At 35.8% G+C, this 15,862-nt stretch carries 11 protein-coding genes; 7 read left to right on the plus strand and 4 right to left on the minus strand.

Annotated features, from left to right (window positions below):
• Window positions 1-12 precede the first annotated feature (12 nt).
• Window positions 13-2,079 carry a glycine--tRNA ligase subunit beta gene (gene glyS / locus V6255_RS15695; protein WP_341629002.1) on the plus strand — a complete coding sequence of 689 codons (2,067 nt, stop codon included), beginning with the start codon at window positions 13-15 and terminating at the stop codon, window positions 2,077-2,079.
• A 258-nt stretch (window positions 2,080-2,337) separates the two neighbouring features.
• Window positions 2,338-3,591: a valine--pyruvate transaminase gene (locus V6255_RS15700; protein ID WP_341629003.1), complete on the plus strand. Its 1,254-nt coding sequence runs from the start codon at window positions 2,338-2,340 to the stop codon at window positions 3,589-3,591.
• 1,501 nt (window positions 3,592-5,092) lie between these two features.
• Here the strand turns inward: V6255_RS15700 and gyrB are convergent.
• From gyrB to dnaA, 4 genes are all read right to left on the minus strand, one after another.
• Window positions 5,093-7,522, minus strand: coding sequence for a DNA topoisomerase (ATP-hydrolyzing) subunit B (gyrB, locus tag V6255_RS15705; RefSeq protein ID WP_341629004.1), 2,430 nt, complete (start codon window positions 7,520-7,522; stop codon window positions 5,093-5,095).
• A gap of 7 nt (window positions 7,523-7,529) precedes the next feature.
• Window positions 7,530-8,612, minus strand: coding sequence for a DNA replication/repair protein RecF (gene recF, locus V6255_RS15710; RefSeq protein ID WP_298943624.1), 1,083 nt, complete (start codon window positions 8,610-8,612; stop codon window positions 7,530-7,532).
• A 101-nt stretch (window positions 8,613-8,713) separates the two neighbouring features.
• Window positions 8,714-9,817 carry a DNA polymerase III subunit beta gene (dnaN, locus tag V6255_RS15715; RefSeq protein ID WP_341629005.1) on the minus strand — a complete coding sequence of 368 codons (1,104 nt, stop codon included), beginning with the start codon at window positions 9,815-9,817 and terminating at the stop codon, window positions 8,714-8,716.
• 14 nt (window positions 9,818-9,831) lie between these two features.
• Entirely contained in the window at window positions 9,832-11,208 is a 1,377-nt protein-coding gene (gene dnaA / locus V6255_RS15720) for a chromosomal replication initiator protein DnaA (RefSeq protein ID WP_137297708.1), read from the minus strand.
• Window positions 11,209-11,721: 513 nt separating this feature from the next.
• Between dnaA and rpmH the strand changes: the two genes are divergently transcribed.
• From rpmH to mnmE, 5 genes are all read left to right on the plus strand, one after another.
• Entirely contained in the window at window positions 11,722-11,856 is a 135-nt protein-coding gene (gene rpmH / locus V6255_RS15725; protein WP_028869407.1) for a 50S ribosomal protein L34, read from the plus strand.
• A gap of 10 nt (window positions 11,857-11,866) precedes the next feature.
• Window positions 11,867-12,223 carry a ribonuclease P protein component gene (rnpA, locus tag V6255_RS15730; protein WP_137297709.1) on the plus strand — a complete coding sequence of 119 codons (357 nt, stop codon included), beginning with the start codon at window positions 11,867-11,869 and terminating at the stop codon, window positions 12,221-12,223.
• The gene (yidD, locus tag V6255_RS15735; RefSeq protein ID WP_137297710.1) at window positions 12,190-12,453 is read left to right on the plus strand and encodes a membrane protein insertion efficiency factor YidD; all 264 of its coding nucleotides are present in this window, start codon (window positions 12,190-12,192) and stop codon (window positions 12,451-12,453) included. Before rnpA ends, yidD begins: the two co-directional genes overlap by 34 nt.
• 14 nt (window positions 12,454-12,467) lie before the next feature.
• Window positions 12,468-14,141, plus strand: a complete 1,674-nt coding sequence (gene yidC, locus V6255_RS15740) for a membrane protein insertase YidC (protein ID WP_341629006.1) — start codon at window positions 12,468-12,470, stop codon at window positions 14,139-14,141.
• Window positions 14,142-14,256: 115 nt separating this feature from the next.
• The gene (gene mnmE, locus V6255_RS15745; protein ID WP_341629007.1) at window positions 14,257-15,624 is read left to right on the plus strand and encodes a tRNA uridine-5-carboxymethylaminomethyl(34) synthesis GTPase MnmE; all 1,368 of its coding nucleotides are present in this window, start codon (window positions 14,257-14,259) and stop codon (window positions 15,622-15,624) included.
• Window positions 15,625-15,862: the final 238 nt, after the last annotated feature.

A 15,862-nucleotide genomic window follows, 5' to 3' on the forward strand; every position in this document is an offset into this window, starting at 1 on the left:
GAGGCAAGTTTAATGTCACAAGAAAATTTATTGATTGAGTTGGGAACCGAAGAGTTACCACCAAAATCACTTCGTAAACTTGCAGAGTCATTTGCTAGCAATATTGAAGCTGAATTAAATAAAGCTGAATTAACATTTGAAAAAGTTAGTTGGCTAGCATCACCAAGACGTTTGGCAGTAGTGGTTACTAACTTAGTGGCAACTCAAGCAGATAAAGTCGTTGAAAAGCGTGGTCCTGCAGTCAACGTTGCATTTGATGATAATGGTGTAGCGACTAAAGCTGCACAAGGTTGGGCTCGTTCTAATGGTATTACCGTTGAAGAAGCTGAACGCTTAGTCACTGATAAAGGTGAGTGGCTATTATTCAAGTCAGAAGTTAAAGGTCAGCATATTAATGGCTTGATCCCTGCTATTGCTGAGTTAGCTCTCGCTAAATTACCTATTGCTAAACCAATGCGTTGGGGAAGCGAAAGCACACAATTTATTCGTCCTGTGCATACTGTTACTATGTTATTTGGTAGTAAGTTAATCCAGGGTGAATTATTAGGTGTTGCTTCGAATCGTGTTATTCGTGGACACCGTTTCATGGGTGAAGCTGAATTAACATTATCACACGCAGATGAATATGAATCGTTATTAGATGATTCTGGTAAAGTGATTGTTGGTTATGAGCGCCGTAAAGCAATTATTCGTGAGCAAGTAGAGGCACTCGCTGCTCATGAAAATGGTATAGCTGCAATTGATGATGAATTATTAGAAGAAGTAACCTCTTTAGTTGAGTGGCCAGTAACTTTAGTTGGATCATTTGAAGAAAAATTCTTAGCCGTCCCTTCTGAAGCACTTATTTATACAATGAAAGACAATCAAAAATACTTCCCAGTATTAGATAAAGAAGGCAATTTATTACCACGCTTTATCTTTGTTTCAAACATTGTTAGTCGTGATCCTAAACAAGTTGTTTCAGGTAACGAAAAAGTGGTTCGCCCACGTTTAGCCGATGCTGAGTTCTTCTTTGAAACCGATAAAAAGAAAACATTAGAAAGTCGTTTAGACTCACTATCAACCGTATTATTTCAAAAACAATTGGGTACGTTAAAAGAGAAATCTGAACGTATTAGTGCCGTTGCTGAAAAAATAGCTGTTAACATTCAAGCAAATCCTGAACATGCACAACGCGCTGGTTTATTATCAAAAGCGGACTTAATGTCTGAAATGGTAATGGAGTTTCCAGACGTTCAAGGTGTTATGGGCATGTACTATGCTCGTTTTGATGGTGAGCATGAAGATGTTGCCGTTGCATTAAATGAACAATACTTGCCTCGTTTTGCAGGTGATAAACTGCCTACTTCATTAGTTGCATGTGCTGTTTCATTAGCAGATAAATTAGATACGCTGGTGGGTATATTTGGTATTGGCCAAGCACCTAAAGGTGATAAAGACCCATTTGCATTACGTCGTGCTGCTATTGGTCTATTACGCATCATTACAGATAAAAACTTAAACTTAGATATTGTCGATTTAGTTGAAATAGCTAAGACAGAGTACGCAGATAAATTAACAAATGATAACGTCGTTATTGATGTTGTTGATTTCTTATTTGCTCGTTTCCGTGCAACTTATCAAGCAAACGGATATTCAGTTGAGTTAATTCAATCTGTATTAGAGCGTCGTCCAACTAAACCTGTTGATTTTGAAAAGCGTATTAAAGCGGTTGCTAAGTTCCAAACTTTACCTGAAGCTGCTCCGATTGCTGCTGCTAATAAACGTATTAGTAATATTCTTGCTAAAGTGACAGAACAAATTAGTAATGAAGTTAGTCAAGATTTGCTTCAAGAAGACGCTGAAATCGCACTTGTTGAAATATTAGGCTCTCTAGAAAGCAAGCTAAGCCCTTTATTTTCAAGCGGAGACTACGAGTCAGCCTTGTTCGAGTTAGCTAGCTTACAGACGCCTGTAGACGCTTTCTTTGATAATGTGATGGTAATGGCGGACGATTTAGCAGTAAAAAATAACCGTTTAGCGTTATTAAACCGTTTACGTAACTTATTTTTACAAGTGGCCGATGTGTCAGTGTTATAAATAAGTTTGTCGGTTTATCGATAAACCGTTAATCGTTCTTATAAAAAGCTCAGTTTATACTGAGCTTTTTTGTTTCACGTGAAACACTGAAACAAAAATATTTTATTTATGTAATATCAATTTCCAATATTTTATTGCCTGTTTAAAGGTATTAAATTTCATTAGTAGTTGCCAGTCTATTGTTTCACATGAAACAATTACGTTATTAAAAGCCTTGCGTTTTAATTTTAATTCTCATTATATATTCAGGATTTTTACATGCCCTATTCAACATTTGGAAATAAATTTACACAGCATTCAGGTATTACAGAATTAATGGATGATTTAAATGCAGGTGTAAAAGGTGGCGATGACATACTAATGTTAGGGGGAGGTAATCCAGCATCTATACCTGCTATTCAGCAACGATTTACCGATTTAATGCAGACGCTGTTAAATGAAGGAAAGCTAGTTGATACATTAGCAAATTACGATGGACCTCAAGGAAAAGACTCTTTCATTATTGCACTCGCAGAACTGTTTAATGATTTATATGATTGGGATTTATCATCAGAAAATATCATGTTAACCAATGGCAGTCAGAATGCTTTTTTCTATTTGTTTAATTTATTAGCGGGCGATTTTAGTAATGGGAAAAAACGTAAAATACTATTCCCATTAGCACCTGAATATATTGGATATGCAGATGCAAGTGTTTCAGAAGCCTCTTTTGTTGCTATTCGTCCTAAAATTACTGAGCTAGATAATCAGCAATTTAAATATCATGTTGATTTCGATGCGTTGGAAATAACTGATGATATTGGTGCTATTTGTGTTTCTCGCCCTACTAATCCTACCGGTAATGTTTTAACTGATAGTGAAATAGATAAGCTAGATAAATTAGCGAAGCAACATAATATCCCATTAATAATTGATAATGCCTATGGCACACCTTTCCCAAATATCATCTTTGAAGATGTTAAAGCTCATTTTAATGACAATACTATTTTGTGCATGAGCTTATCTAAATTTGGTTTACCAGGCGCTCGCTGTGGAATTGTCATTGCAAACCCTACCATTATTAAAGCAATGTCTAACTTATCGGGCATTATGGCCTTATCACCTGGTGGAATTGGACCTGAAATTGTTTTACCTTTAGTCAAGAGTAAAGAAATTATCACCTTAAGTAATGATGTTATTAAACCTTTTTACCAAGATAAATCGCAAATAGCGATGTCGTTATTATTAAGTAAAATAACCAATAAGAATTTTAGGATTCATAAAGCAGAAGGTGCATTATTTCTTTGGCTTTGGTTTAAAGATTTGCCGATTAGCTCAAATGATCTGTATAAAAAATTAAAAGAGAAAGGACTGATTGTTGTCTCTGGACATTACTTCTTTCCTGGCCTTGATCAAGATTGGAAACATACACATGAATGTATCCGACTTAATTATGCACAAGAAAGTGATGTTGTAGAACGTGGTATTGATATTTTAGCTTCGGTAGTTAATGAACTATATCAAGATAAATAATTAATAAACTCATAATGTTTTAGTTGTTTCACGTGAAACAACTAAAACATTATTTATATCAAACTGCACACTTCATCTTCTCTATTTTCTAATATTTGAGTCTTTTTTGTATAACCTGGAAATAAAGAAAAGGTTATCTATAGCATCACATTAGTCACAACTACTTTAACTATCTTTTAAATATAATTGAAACTTATTAACTGCATTTAGTTTTATAATCGTTATTCGATTATGAATACTCAATTAACTAAAAATACTGAATCATTTTTTACAGACATTACTTAAGATGTGTTCTCTATTACATGAGCAATGATTTTTTATTTTCTATTAAGTTTGATGTTTGAGTGGCTAAGGCGTTAACTTCATTTTTACGTTAATAAATATTATATATCCTCCTCCATTACTATTATCTATTATCAAATTTATTACAGCATCGAAAATAAGTAACTCATCAGTTTTAAAGCATGATTAATCATATTTAATCGATCCAGTTTCTATTGTTCATATCAATATTTATTCGCATACTATTATTTATACCAATGGAATTAAATAAGTGATCAGAGATTGTGCAGGAAAAATTAACACTAATAAGGCGTGAGTTGTTGTCACTTCAAAACTCACAACGCAGTTAGGGGTGACTTTAACCAGCAAGAATTATCACCTTATTAATTCTTTTGGTATTAGTATCGCGATTATTTTTCTGATGGTCTATTTATCATTAATCTCTATAACTAAACTTCTTTGAAAAATTATTTACTGACTTTAATAATGAAATTAATTAATGATTCTACCTATTCAAATGAATTATTGATTGGCTATATTAGAAAGTGAGTTAAATAGTTATGTTACATAATTAAAGGGTTATCTAATTCAAGGTGTCAGTAATTATGTTTATTTTCAATCCTGTGCCCCTCTCATATGAACATAGAGCACGTTAGTGTAATAAGTCATAACTATGTAAGGATTACTAAGATTGAGCCTGTGATATCTTGTGAGCGCTATAATTAAGTGTAATAAATAATGGCTGAAATGGATTCTAATGATTGATTTTTTAATGGGGGTGATAATGATAAGTTATGAGGGGAAACGTTATTTTTAATTATCTCATGTCACCTAAGCTAATCTGACTATCAATAATCGTCATTAACATTTCTGTTGTAAATAGTTTGTTTCACGATTTAGTTTTTCTCTTTTATTTTTTCTTTTTTTATTAGATACGAAACGTATGAAGTACTTGTTTTTTCGAAAAACGACACTTATTTAATACGGTATTTAAACAATATAGCACTAATAAAAAGGAGTCATAAATATAACTGATAGGTAAACAGTCAATGCTTGATAAGTTCTAATATCACGATCAAACATTTTATGAGTAGATATAAATAGTAGTAGGCATAAAAAATCCAGCTTATTAGCTGGATTCTTATATTGTTTAACTTTATAACAATCTATGAATAATAAGTTGTCATTAATAAACGAAGTTAGATATTAATGAATGAATCTAAATATCGATATTACCAACACGTAATGCATTCTTCTCAATGAAAGCACGACGAGGTTCAACATGGTCACCCATTAAGGTAGTAAACAATTGGTCTGCACCAACAGCATCATCAACCGTTACTTGAAGCATGTGTCGAGTGCTAGGGTCCATTGTTGTTTCCCATAATTGACTTGGGTTCATCTCACCTAGACCTTTATATCGTTGTATGTATAAGCCACGTTTCGACTCATGCATTAACCAGTTTACTGCTTCGATAAAGTTTTCAACAGGTTTAGTGCGATCACCACGTTGTATGTAAGCGCCTTCTTCTAATAGATTTTGGATTTCTACACCTAAAGAAACAAGTGATTTGTATTCAATTGAACCGAAGAATTCTTCATCAAATGTATAAATAGTATCAACACCATGCTTACGTACTGTAAATAGTATTTTGTTAGTTAACTCATCTTCCGATTTAACAACGTTTGCTTTATAGATAGTCCCTTCTAAATCTTGGCGGTTTAACACCTCAATAATAGTTTCCATCCATGTTGTTACTTTATCTGCATTAACTAGATCCTCAGCTTTTAATTCAGGCTGATAGATTAATTTATCCAATACCACATTTGGGTAACGACGTGTTAAACGTACGATGGTTTCTTGTGCTGTACGGTAACGTTCAATCATGCCTTGTAAATGTACACCGGTAATCCCAGGAGCATCACTATTAACATGCAGTGAAGCACCCTCCATCGCTAATGCAGTTAAGTAAGCTTGTAATGCAGGATCATCTTTAAGATACTGCTCTTGCTTACCTTTTTTCACTTTATAAAGAGGTGGTTGAGCAATGTAAATATAACCATTTTCGATTAATTCAGGCATTTGACGATAAAAGAAAGTCAATAATAGCGTACGAATGTGAGAACCATCGACGTCGGCATCGGTCATGATTATGATGCGGTGATAACGTGTTTTCTCTGGGTTATATTCATCACGTCCAATACCACACCCTAATGCAGTGATCAGTGTCGCTACTTCTTGTGAAGATAACATTTTATCAAAACGTGCTTTTTCAACGTTTAGAATTTTACCTTTAAGCGGTAAAATAGCTTGGTTTTTACGAGATCGGCCTTGTTTCGCACTTCCGCCAGCCGAGTCCCCTTCCACTATGTATAGTTCAGAAAGTGCAGGGTCTTTCTCTTGGCAATCGGCTAACTTACCTGGTAAACCAGCTAAATCTAATGCACCTTTACGACGAGTCATATCACGAGCTTTACGAGCAGCTTCACGTGCGCGCGCGGCATCAACAATTTTGCCTACGATGATTTTAGCTTCTGAAGGGTTCTCTAATAAGAACTCTTGTAAGCGTTCATTCATCGCGCCTTCAACAATTGGTCGAACTTCAGATGACACTAAACGATCTTTTGTTTGTGAAGAGAATTTCGGGTCAGGTACTTTAACAGAAATAACCGCTGTTAAGCCTTCACGTGAATCGCCGCCTTCAGTAGAGGTTTTGTTTTTATTGTTTTTAACTTTTGCTAGTTCTTTCTCAATGTAAGAGTTTAAAGTACGCGTTAACGCACCACGGAAACCCGTTAAGTGAGAACCACCATCACGTTGTGGAATATTATTAGTAAAACAATAGATGTTTTCTTGGAAACCATCATTCCATTGCATTGCAACTTCAACGGCAGTGCCATCTTCATGTTCTGTATTAAAGTGGAATATTTTATTATGTACTGGCGTTTTATTTTTATTTAAATATTCAACAAAAGCGTGTATACCACCTTCATAATGGAAATGATCTGCTTTATCTTCTTCACGTTTATCTATTAATTTAATAGATACACCAGAATTCAAAAATGATAATTCACGTAAACGTTTAGCTAAAATGTCATATTGGAATGTCACATTTGAGAAGGTCGATGGGCTAGGCCAAAAACGAATCTCTGTACCGGTTTGATCTGTATCACCGATAACAGCAATTGGTGCTTCAGGCTCACCTTTTGCGTATGTTTGTTGATGAATATTACCACTACGTTTAACGGTTAAACGTAATTTATCAGATAACGCATTTACTACCGATACACCTACACCGTGTAATCCGCCTGATACTTTATAAGAGTTATCATCAAATTTACCGCCGGCGTGTAATACTGTCATGATAACTTCTGCTGCTGATACGCCTTCTTCTTCATGCATATCAACAGGAATACCACGTCCATCATCGCGTACTGAAACACTTCCATCAGTATGGATAGTACAAATAATATCGCTACAGTGCCCTGCTAAAGCTTCATCGATTGAGTTATCTAAAACTTCAAAAACCATGTGGTGTAGACCCGTACCGTCATCGGTATCACCGATATACATGCCAGGGCGTTTGCGAACTGCATCTAACCCTTTTAGTACTTTAATACTTGACGAATCATAACTATTCTCAGCCATAAAACTTTCACCTTTCTACTGTAATTTTACCCTGTTTCACGTGAAACAAAGTGCGTTCTTGTGTGAATAAATCACCAATGCTATTCGCTGAAATCGCGCTAATAAATACCTGAGCATTGGACTCTATAATATGTTTTGCTAATATTTTTTGCTTGCTGCTGTCGAGTTCAGAACTGAAGTCATCAATTAAAAAAACACACTGCTTATGATCTACCGAGTTTAAGAATAAACCTTGTGCTAAACGTAATGCATAAACAAGTAACTTTAGTTGCCCTCTAGACAAAACATCATCCACAGGTAAACCATTGATTTTTATTTTTAAATCGGCTTTTTGTGGCCCAACACTTGTATAACCTAATTGTTTATCTCGATGGAAATTATCGGATAAATATTGTGCTAACGGTTTGTTGTTTTTGTCCCATCCACAAAAGAATTTGCTATCGATAGTAAACTCAGGCAAAAAATCTGCAATAGTTTGTGCTATTAAAGGCTGCAATTTCGCAAAGTAATCGGCCCTCTGCGCGCTTATTCTCTCACTTAAGACACAAAGTTCATTATCCCATACTTGAAGCTCTTTGTAAGCGTTACATTGCTTTAAAGCTGCATTCCTTTGCTTTAATAGTCGCTTTATGCGAGCCCAGTTACTATAAAATAAAGGATCGTGGTAAAAAACACCCCAATCTAGATAAGCACGGCGATTTTTAGGACTTCCTGATAGTAAAGTATAGCTTTCTGGAGTAATTAATTGCATTGGAATATATTGGGTTAAAGAGGCCAATTTCTTAACTATCTGACCATCAATCTTAAGAGTAGTTTCACCGCCTCTCGATTTTTGCAAACCGATAGGAAATACACGTTGTTGATAGTTAATTTCACTGTAAAGCGTAAAGTGGCTTTGTTCGTGTTGAATGACTCTATTGGTTAAATGCGTGCGAAAAGAACGCCCTAAACCCAATAAGTAAATGGCCTCTAATAAAGAAGATTTACCACTGCCGTTTTCGCCTACAATTAAATTTACCTTAGGGTCAAAATTAATAGTGGCGGAGTCGATATTACGGAATTGATTGATGATTAATTTCTGTAATGACATTAATCAATTCCCTAAATAAGTTGAATGTTTTTTTATGGCTAGGTTGTTAATACCCAGTGTTGTTATTGCATCAAACACTTTTATAATAATAATGTTTATGGTTATAAACGCATTGGCATTAGTACATAAAGTGAGTCATCACTATCAAGAGACTCTATTAATGCACTATGATCTGATGTACTGAATGTAATTTTAACTTGTTCACTTTTTAAGGTGTTTAATACATCAAGTACATAGCTTACATTAAAGCCTATTTCTAACTCTGCTGAATGGTAATCAACATCGATGTATTCTTCTGCTTCTTCTCGTTCAGGGTTATTAGCAGTAATCTTTAACAAGTTTTCTGATAGCGTTAAGCGAACACCACGGAATTTCTCATTGGATAAAATAGCTGCGCGACTGAATGCTTGTTTTAATGTTTCACGGCTAGATATTAATTCTTTATCGCCATTGCGTGGGATAACGCGTCGGTAATCAGGGAAACGTCCATCCACTAATTTAGTGGTAAATACAAAACCGTCAATCACTGCACGTAAATTATTTTTACCTAATTGAATAGTGACATTAGCTTGGTCTTTATCTAACAGCTTAACTAATTCTAAGACCCCTTTTCGAGGTACAATCACTGATTGCTCTTCAATCGCTTGGTCGATGTTAATAGAACATGAGGCTAGACGGTGCCCATCGGTAGACACACTACGTAGTGTGTTACCTGATACTTCAAAGAACATGCCATTTAGGTAATAACGAACATCTTGGCTAGCCATTGCAAACTGAGTGAACTCAATGAGTTTTTTAAATTCAGTTTGTGGCACAGTTAGTTCAATCAAACTCTGCCATGACTCTATATTAGGGAAATCGATAGAAGGTAATGTCGATAGTAAATAACGGCTACGTCCTGATCGTACTGTAACGCGTTCATTCTTCACTTCAAATGTCACTTCACAAGGATCGGCCAAACCACGGCATATATCTAATAACTTACGCGCTGGTACCGTAATAGCACCCTCAGTAGAAGCTTGTTCTAATGGGATTTGTGCCATTAATTCAACTTCTAAATCTGTGCCTGTTAAGTTTAAAAAATTATCTTTTACCTCAATGAGGATATTACCCATGATAGGCAAAGCTGGACGTCCGCCTGCAACAGAGCCAACAACTAATTGTAATGGGCGTAATAATATTTCACGAGAAATAGTAAATTTCATCAGATAACCTTTTCTTACATTGACAACGTGCGGATAAGTATTTTGTAATCTTCTTGAATATCGTTATTTTCACGACGTAACTCTTGTACCTTACGACAAGCATGTAGCACTGTAGTATGGTCTCGGCCGCCAAAAGCTTCGCCTATTTCAGGTAAGCTATGTTGAGTTAACTCTTTCGCTAATGCCATGGCTATTTGACGTGGACGAGCCACTGTACGAGTACGGCGTTTTGAAGACATATCAGAAATTTTAATGCGGTAATGTTCTGCCACTACCTTTTGAATATTATCAACTGTCGTTTGTTTTGTGTGAACGGCTAACATATCGCGTAATGCATCTTGTACTAACGAGATAGTGATATCTTGTCCTGTAAACTGTGCTTTTGCTGAAATATTAGCAATTGCGCCTTCTAATACACGAACATCGGTAATTGTTAGACGTTTTGCAATAAAGAAAGCAACATCATCAGGTAAATGCAAACCTCGTTCTTCAGCTTTAGTAATTAAGATAGCAACACGCGTTTCTAGTTCAGGTGGATCAATTGGAATTGATAATCCCCAACCAAAACGTGTACGTAGTCGTTCATCTATACCTTCAATCTCTTTTGGAAAGCGATCACTGGTTAAAATAACTTGTTGGTGAGCATCTAACATTGAATTAAAGGTTTGGAATAACACTTCTTGAGAACGGTCTTTTCCAGCGAAGAAATGAATGTCATCTATTAATAGTGCATCTAACGACGCGTAATATTCTTTAAATTGTTCAATCGTATTGTTACGAATTGAATTGATCATATCTTGAACAAAACGTTCTGAACGAATGTAAACAACTTTACTATCAGGATTTTCAGCAACAATTGCATTACCTACTGCATGTAATAAATGTGTTTTACCTAAGCCGGGATGAGCATATAAAAATAATGGGTTATACACATCACCTGGATTCTCTGCTATTTGTTGTGTTGTCGCGATCGCAAAATTATTTGACTTACCTTCAACAAAGTTATCAAAAGTGTATTTTTTAATTAAATTACTTTTATGTGCAACTGTGGTTGCTTTGGATTCACCTTCCCAAGGTTGTTGAGTATTTAATGCTGGTGCGATTTTGGCTGCTGCTGGTTTATTAGCTGCTGCATTAGCAGTACCGACTAATAAACGAATTTTAATGGTGAGGTTTTCATCTACTTCATGTACTAATGTTTGTAATTTAGTCTCAATGATATCCATGTACTTTTCACGGACCCATTCGCTGGTGTACTTGTTTGGCGAGTATAATGATAACGTTTCATTATCGTATTCTGCCTGTAAAGGACGTAACCAAGTACTAAAGTCTCCTGCTGATAGCTCATCTTTTAATTGTGCTAAACATTCTTGCCAAATAGCGAGGGACATTGTGGAACTCCAGTAAATACATTAGGGCGGATAATTCTACCGATAAGATCGTCTGGACGCTATAAGATCAGTGAACAAAAATAAAAAAAAGATCCTTGTATTTAAACTCATTCAATGGTTAAAGAATCCACAAGCTTGTGAGTAGCTATCATCTACCACTGGGTACTTTATCCACAACGAGATAATTTAGTTATTTACAAATCTAACTTTATAAGATCAAGGAAGATCCTTGCTTATTGGTGTCGCTTATATATAATCGCGCCACCCTGACTTTTGAGTTTGGCTCGTAGTGACGATTTTTTTACTTAGGATTCTTTTCTAAGGAATATTAATTTAATCTACCAGAAAGAAGCATCTCTGATTGACTTTTAGTCGATCAATCAATAGAATTCGCTCTCTTTTTAATCGGCTAATGCTTTTGATTATTATTGTTTGGTTACTTTATAGTAATTAAGCAAAAAAAATTAAAAAATCTAGCTACTGTACAGTACTTAACAATAAGTGGAAAAGAGCATGAAACGTACTTTTCAACCAAGCAACATTAAGCGTAAGCGTTCACACGGTTTTAGAACTCGTATGGCGACTAAGAACGGTCGTGCCGTATTAGCTCGTCGTCGTGCTAAAGGCCGCGCTAGCTTAAGCGCATAATTTACCAGACGTGGTGAATTATTCGTTTTCTCGGGAGTTACGTTTGTTAACTCCCGATGATTTTCAACCTGTATTTAAAAATGCTATTCCAGCAGTATCTCCACACCTAACTCTTCTTGCTAGAAAAAATACTTTTGAACACCCCCGTATTGGTATGGCTATTCCTAAAAAGCACATTAAACATGCTGTAGGACGTAATCGTATTCGTCGCATTGTAAGAGATCATTTCCGCCTTCAACAACATGAGCTTCCAAACATCGATATAGTAGTCGTTGCTAAAGCTGGTATTGCTGATTTATCAAATCAAGAACTTCATAAAGTATTGGATAAGTTATGGCGAAAATTAGTGCAGCGCTGCAATGGGTAGCCATTAAATTCATTCGTGGTTATCAGCTAGTTATTAGTCCCATTCTTGGACCTCGTTGTCGTTTTACGCCAAGTTGTTCACATTATGCGATAGAAGCAATTAAGAGTCATGGTATGATTAAGGGATGTTGGCTAGCGGGCTGTCGTCTTGTAAAGTGCCATCCTTTTAATGAAGGAGGATATGATCCTGTACCTCCTTGTTGCGCAACTAAAAATAAACCTAAACCTTAGAGATAAAATACGTTATGGAATCACAACGCAATTTACTTTTCCTCGCACTTTTGTTTGTTAGCTTCTTGCTATATCAAGCATGGGTTGTTGAGCAAGCACCTCAGCCAGCTGCTACAGCGCAAACGACTGAACAAAGTACGACAAAATCATCAGTTCCATCGACTAGTAATCATAGTGCTGATGTACCAACTTCATCAGAAGATAGTTCTTCATCTTCTTCTGTTCAAGTACCAACACAAGCATCTACAAGCGCAATCGCTGTATTAGCTAATGATCAATTACGCTTAGAGATTACCTTAGTGGGCGGTGATGTCATTGTTGCTGATTTAATTGAGCATGATGAGCAACTTGATTCTGGTGTTCCATTCCGTTTATTAGAAAATGGCAACGGCTTTACCTATATAGCACAAAGCGGTTTAATTGGTAAACAAGGACCGGATGCAAATCCAAAAGGTCGCCCTTTCTACAGCGTTGAAAATACTGAAAGTATTATTTCTGAAGGTCAAGAATCTGTTTCTACAGTATTACGTTATGTTGATCAGCAAGGTAATATCTTCACTAAAACCTTCACGCTAAAACGTGGCGATTTTAATGTTAATGTTGATTACACGATTGAAAACAAATCGGATGCTGATATTAACGTACAACTGTATGGTCAGTTAAAAGAGTCATTACAAGATCATTCAACAAATTTAATGATGCCTGTATATCGCGGTGGTGCTTTCTCAACATCTGATACTAAATATAGTAAATACAGTTATGATGATATGCGCGAACGCGGACTAAACAAAACAACTGAAGGGGGTTGGGTTGCAATGTTACAGCATTACTTTGTGTCAGCTTGGATTCCATCATCAACAGATACTAATGTGCTATACAGTAAAATAATTCAAAATACAGATGCAACGATTGGCTTTAAATCGCCGATTAAAACAATTGCACCTAATAGCACTGAAAAGTTTGCTACAAACCTTTGGATTGGTCCTAAATTACAAGAAGAAATGGCACAAGTTGGTGAGAACTTAGACTTAACTGTAGATTACGGTTGGTTATGGTGGCTTGCACAACCATTGTTTAAATTATTGTTATTCTTCCAAGGTATTGTTGGTAACTGGGGTGTTGCAATCATCTTAATTACTTTCACTGTTAAAGGCCTTTTATACCCACTGACAAAAGCACAATATACGTCAATGGCTAAAATGCGTTTATTACAGCCTAAGATTCAAGCTTTACGTGAAAAATATGGCGAAGATCGTCAGAAAGTATCAAAAGCGATGATGGAAATGTACAAAGAAGAGAAAGTTAACCCATTAGGTGGTTGTTTCCCTATCTTATTACAGATGCCAATATTCATTGCTTTATACTGGTCATTAATGGAAGCGGTTGAACTGCGTCACGCACCATTTATGTTCTGGATCCAGGATTTATCAGTACAAGACCCGTTCTACATCTTACCTATCTTGATGGGTGTGAGTATGTTCTTCATTCAAAAAATGTCTCCTGCTACGGTTCAAGACCCAATGCAGCAGAAAATTATGAAGTTTATGCCTGTTGTCTTTACTTTCTTCTTCTTGTGGTTCCCTGCAGGTTTAGTACTTTACTGGTTAATGAGTAATATCGTAACATTAGTTCAGCAAACTATTATTTACCGTCAGTTTGAAAAGCAAGGTTTAGGACATAAAAAATAATTTAACTATTTAGCTTTTACATAAAGCATCATAAATAATTATATTATTTAGTAATTGATAAAAGGCGACTATAATGGTCGCCTTTTTTATTGGCTTCATTTTTTAGGAACAGAACATGATAAAAGCGACTGATACTATTGTTGCACAAGCAACTGCACCTGGGCGTGGTGGTGTTGGCATTGTGCGTGTTTCTGGACCTGATGCAGAAGCGGTTGCACAAATTGTTTTAGGTAAGTTACCTAAAGTACGTTATGCAGAGTACCTCCCTTTTCACGACCAAAATAACGAAGTGTTAGACCAAGGTATTGCGATATTATTTAAAGGGCCTAATTCATTTACAGGTGAAGATGTATTAGAGCTTCAGGGACATGGCGGTCCAGTTGTAATGGATATGCTGATCAAAGCTATCTTAACCATTAAAAACCTTCGTAGTGCCAATCCTGGTGAGTTCTCTGAACGTGCATTTATGAATGATAAGCTAGATTTAGCACAAGCAGAGGCTATTGCTGACTTAATTGAAGCTAGCTCAGAACAAGCAGCAAAAAGCGCTTTAAATTCGTTACAGGGTGAGTTTTCGAATAAAGTAAATGATTTAGTTGAAAGCCTTATCTATTTACGTATTTATGTTGAAGCATCAATTGACTTCCCTGAAGAAGAAGTGGACTTTTTAAGCGATGGAAAAATAGCAAAAGACCTCTATCAGATTATCGATAACCTGAGTGCGGTAAAAGAACAAGCCAAACAAGGTGCGATTTTACGAGATGGTATGAAAGTGGTGATTGCTGGACGCCCTAATGCAGGTAAATCGAGTTTATTAAACACATTAGTGGGTAAAGAAAGTGCGATTGTAACAGATATTGCGGGTACAACCCGAGATGTGATGCGTGAACACATTCACATTGATGGTATGCCATTGCATATTATTGATACTGCTGGTTTACGTGAAGGTGCGGATGAAGTCGAACGTATCGGTATTGAACGTGCTTGGACTGAAATTCAAAATGCAGACCGCATCTTATTTATGCTAGATGCAACAACAACTGATGCTGAAGATCCTCGTGATATTTGGCCTGACTTTATTGAAAAGTTACCTAAAGGCGTAGGTTTAACCGTTGTGCGTAATAAAGCTGATTTAACAGGTGAAGTGTTATCAATGACTGAACATGAAAATCATCCTGTTTATCGAATATCAGCAAAAACAGGTTTAGGTGTTGATGATTTAAAACAACACCTTAAAGATATAATGGGCTATCAAGGTAATACTGAAGGCGGCTTTATGGCAAGACGTCGTCATTTAGAAGCGATTGATCAGGCTGAAAAACATTTACTTGAAGGTAAAGTACAACTCGAAGAGTATCAAGCGGGTGAATTACTGGCAGAAGAGTTGCGTTTAACACAGCAACACTTAAGTGAGATAACCGGTGAATTTACATCTGATGACTTATTAGGGCGTATCTTCTCAAGCTTCTGTATTGGTAAATAAGTAACTTATTAATAAGCTATTATCCCTTTTAATTAAACCACTTTAATGTGGTTTTTTTATGCTCATTTTTACTAAATAAAATTAAAAAACATTTATAATTACTTTACGTATTAGAAGCTCAATACCGCTTTAATAAATCAATTTGTACTTACTGTTGCTTTTCTAGGTAGGGTGGTTACTTTTGTTACTTTTGTTACTTTTGTTACTTTTGTTACTTTTGTTACTTTTGTTACTTTTG

Source organism: Psychromonas arctica (assembly GCF_038155225.1).
Taxonomy (GTDB): Bacteria; Pseudomonadota; Gammaproteobacteria; order Enterobacterales; family Psychromonadaceae; genus Psychromonas; species Psychromonas arctica_B.

What these genes read in the sequence shown, in the direction of transcription:
- glyS (WP_341629002.1), top strand. Translation starts at nt 13, where the DNA reads ATGTCACAAGAAAATTTATTGATTGAGTTGGGAACCGAAGAGTTACCA.
- V6255_RS15700 (WP_341629003.1), top strand. Translation starts at nt 2,338, where the DNA reads ATGCCCTATTCAACATTTGGAAATAAATTTACACAGCATTCAGGTATT.
- gyrB (WP_341629004.1), bottom strand. Translation starts at nt 7,522, where the DNA reads ATGGCTGAGAATAGTTATGATTCGTCAAGTATTAAAGTACTAAAAGGG.
- recF (WP_298943624.1), bottom strand. Translation starts at nt 8,612, where the DNA reads ATGTCATTACAGAAATTAATCATCAATCAATTCCGTAATATCGACTCC.
- dnaN (WP_341629005.1), bottom strand. Translation starts at nt 9,817, where the DNA reads ATGAAATTTACTATTTCTCGTGAAATATTATTACGCCCATTACAATTA.
- dnaA (WP_137297708.1), bottom strand. Translation starts at nt 11,208, where the DNA reads ATGTCCCTCGCTATTTGGCAAGAATGTTTAGCACAATTAAAAGATGAG.
- rpmH (WP_028869407.1), top strand. Translation starts at nt 11,722, where the DNA reads ATGAAACGTACTTTTCAACCAAGCAACATTAAGCGTAAGCGTTCACAC.
- yidD (WP_137297710.1), top strand. Translation starts at nt 12,190, where the DNA reads ATGGCGAAAATTAGTGCAGCGCTGCAATGGGTAGCCATTAAATTCATT.
- yidC (WP_341629006.1), top strand. Translation starts at nt 12,468, where the DNA reads ATGGAATCACAACGCAATTTACTTTTCCTCGCACTTTTGTTTGTTAGC.
- mnmE (WP_341629007.1), top strand. Translation starts at nt 14,257, where the DNA reads ATGATAAAAGCGACTGATACTATTGTTGCACAAGCAACTGCACCTGGG.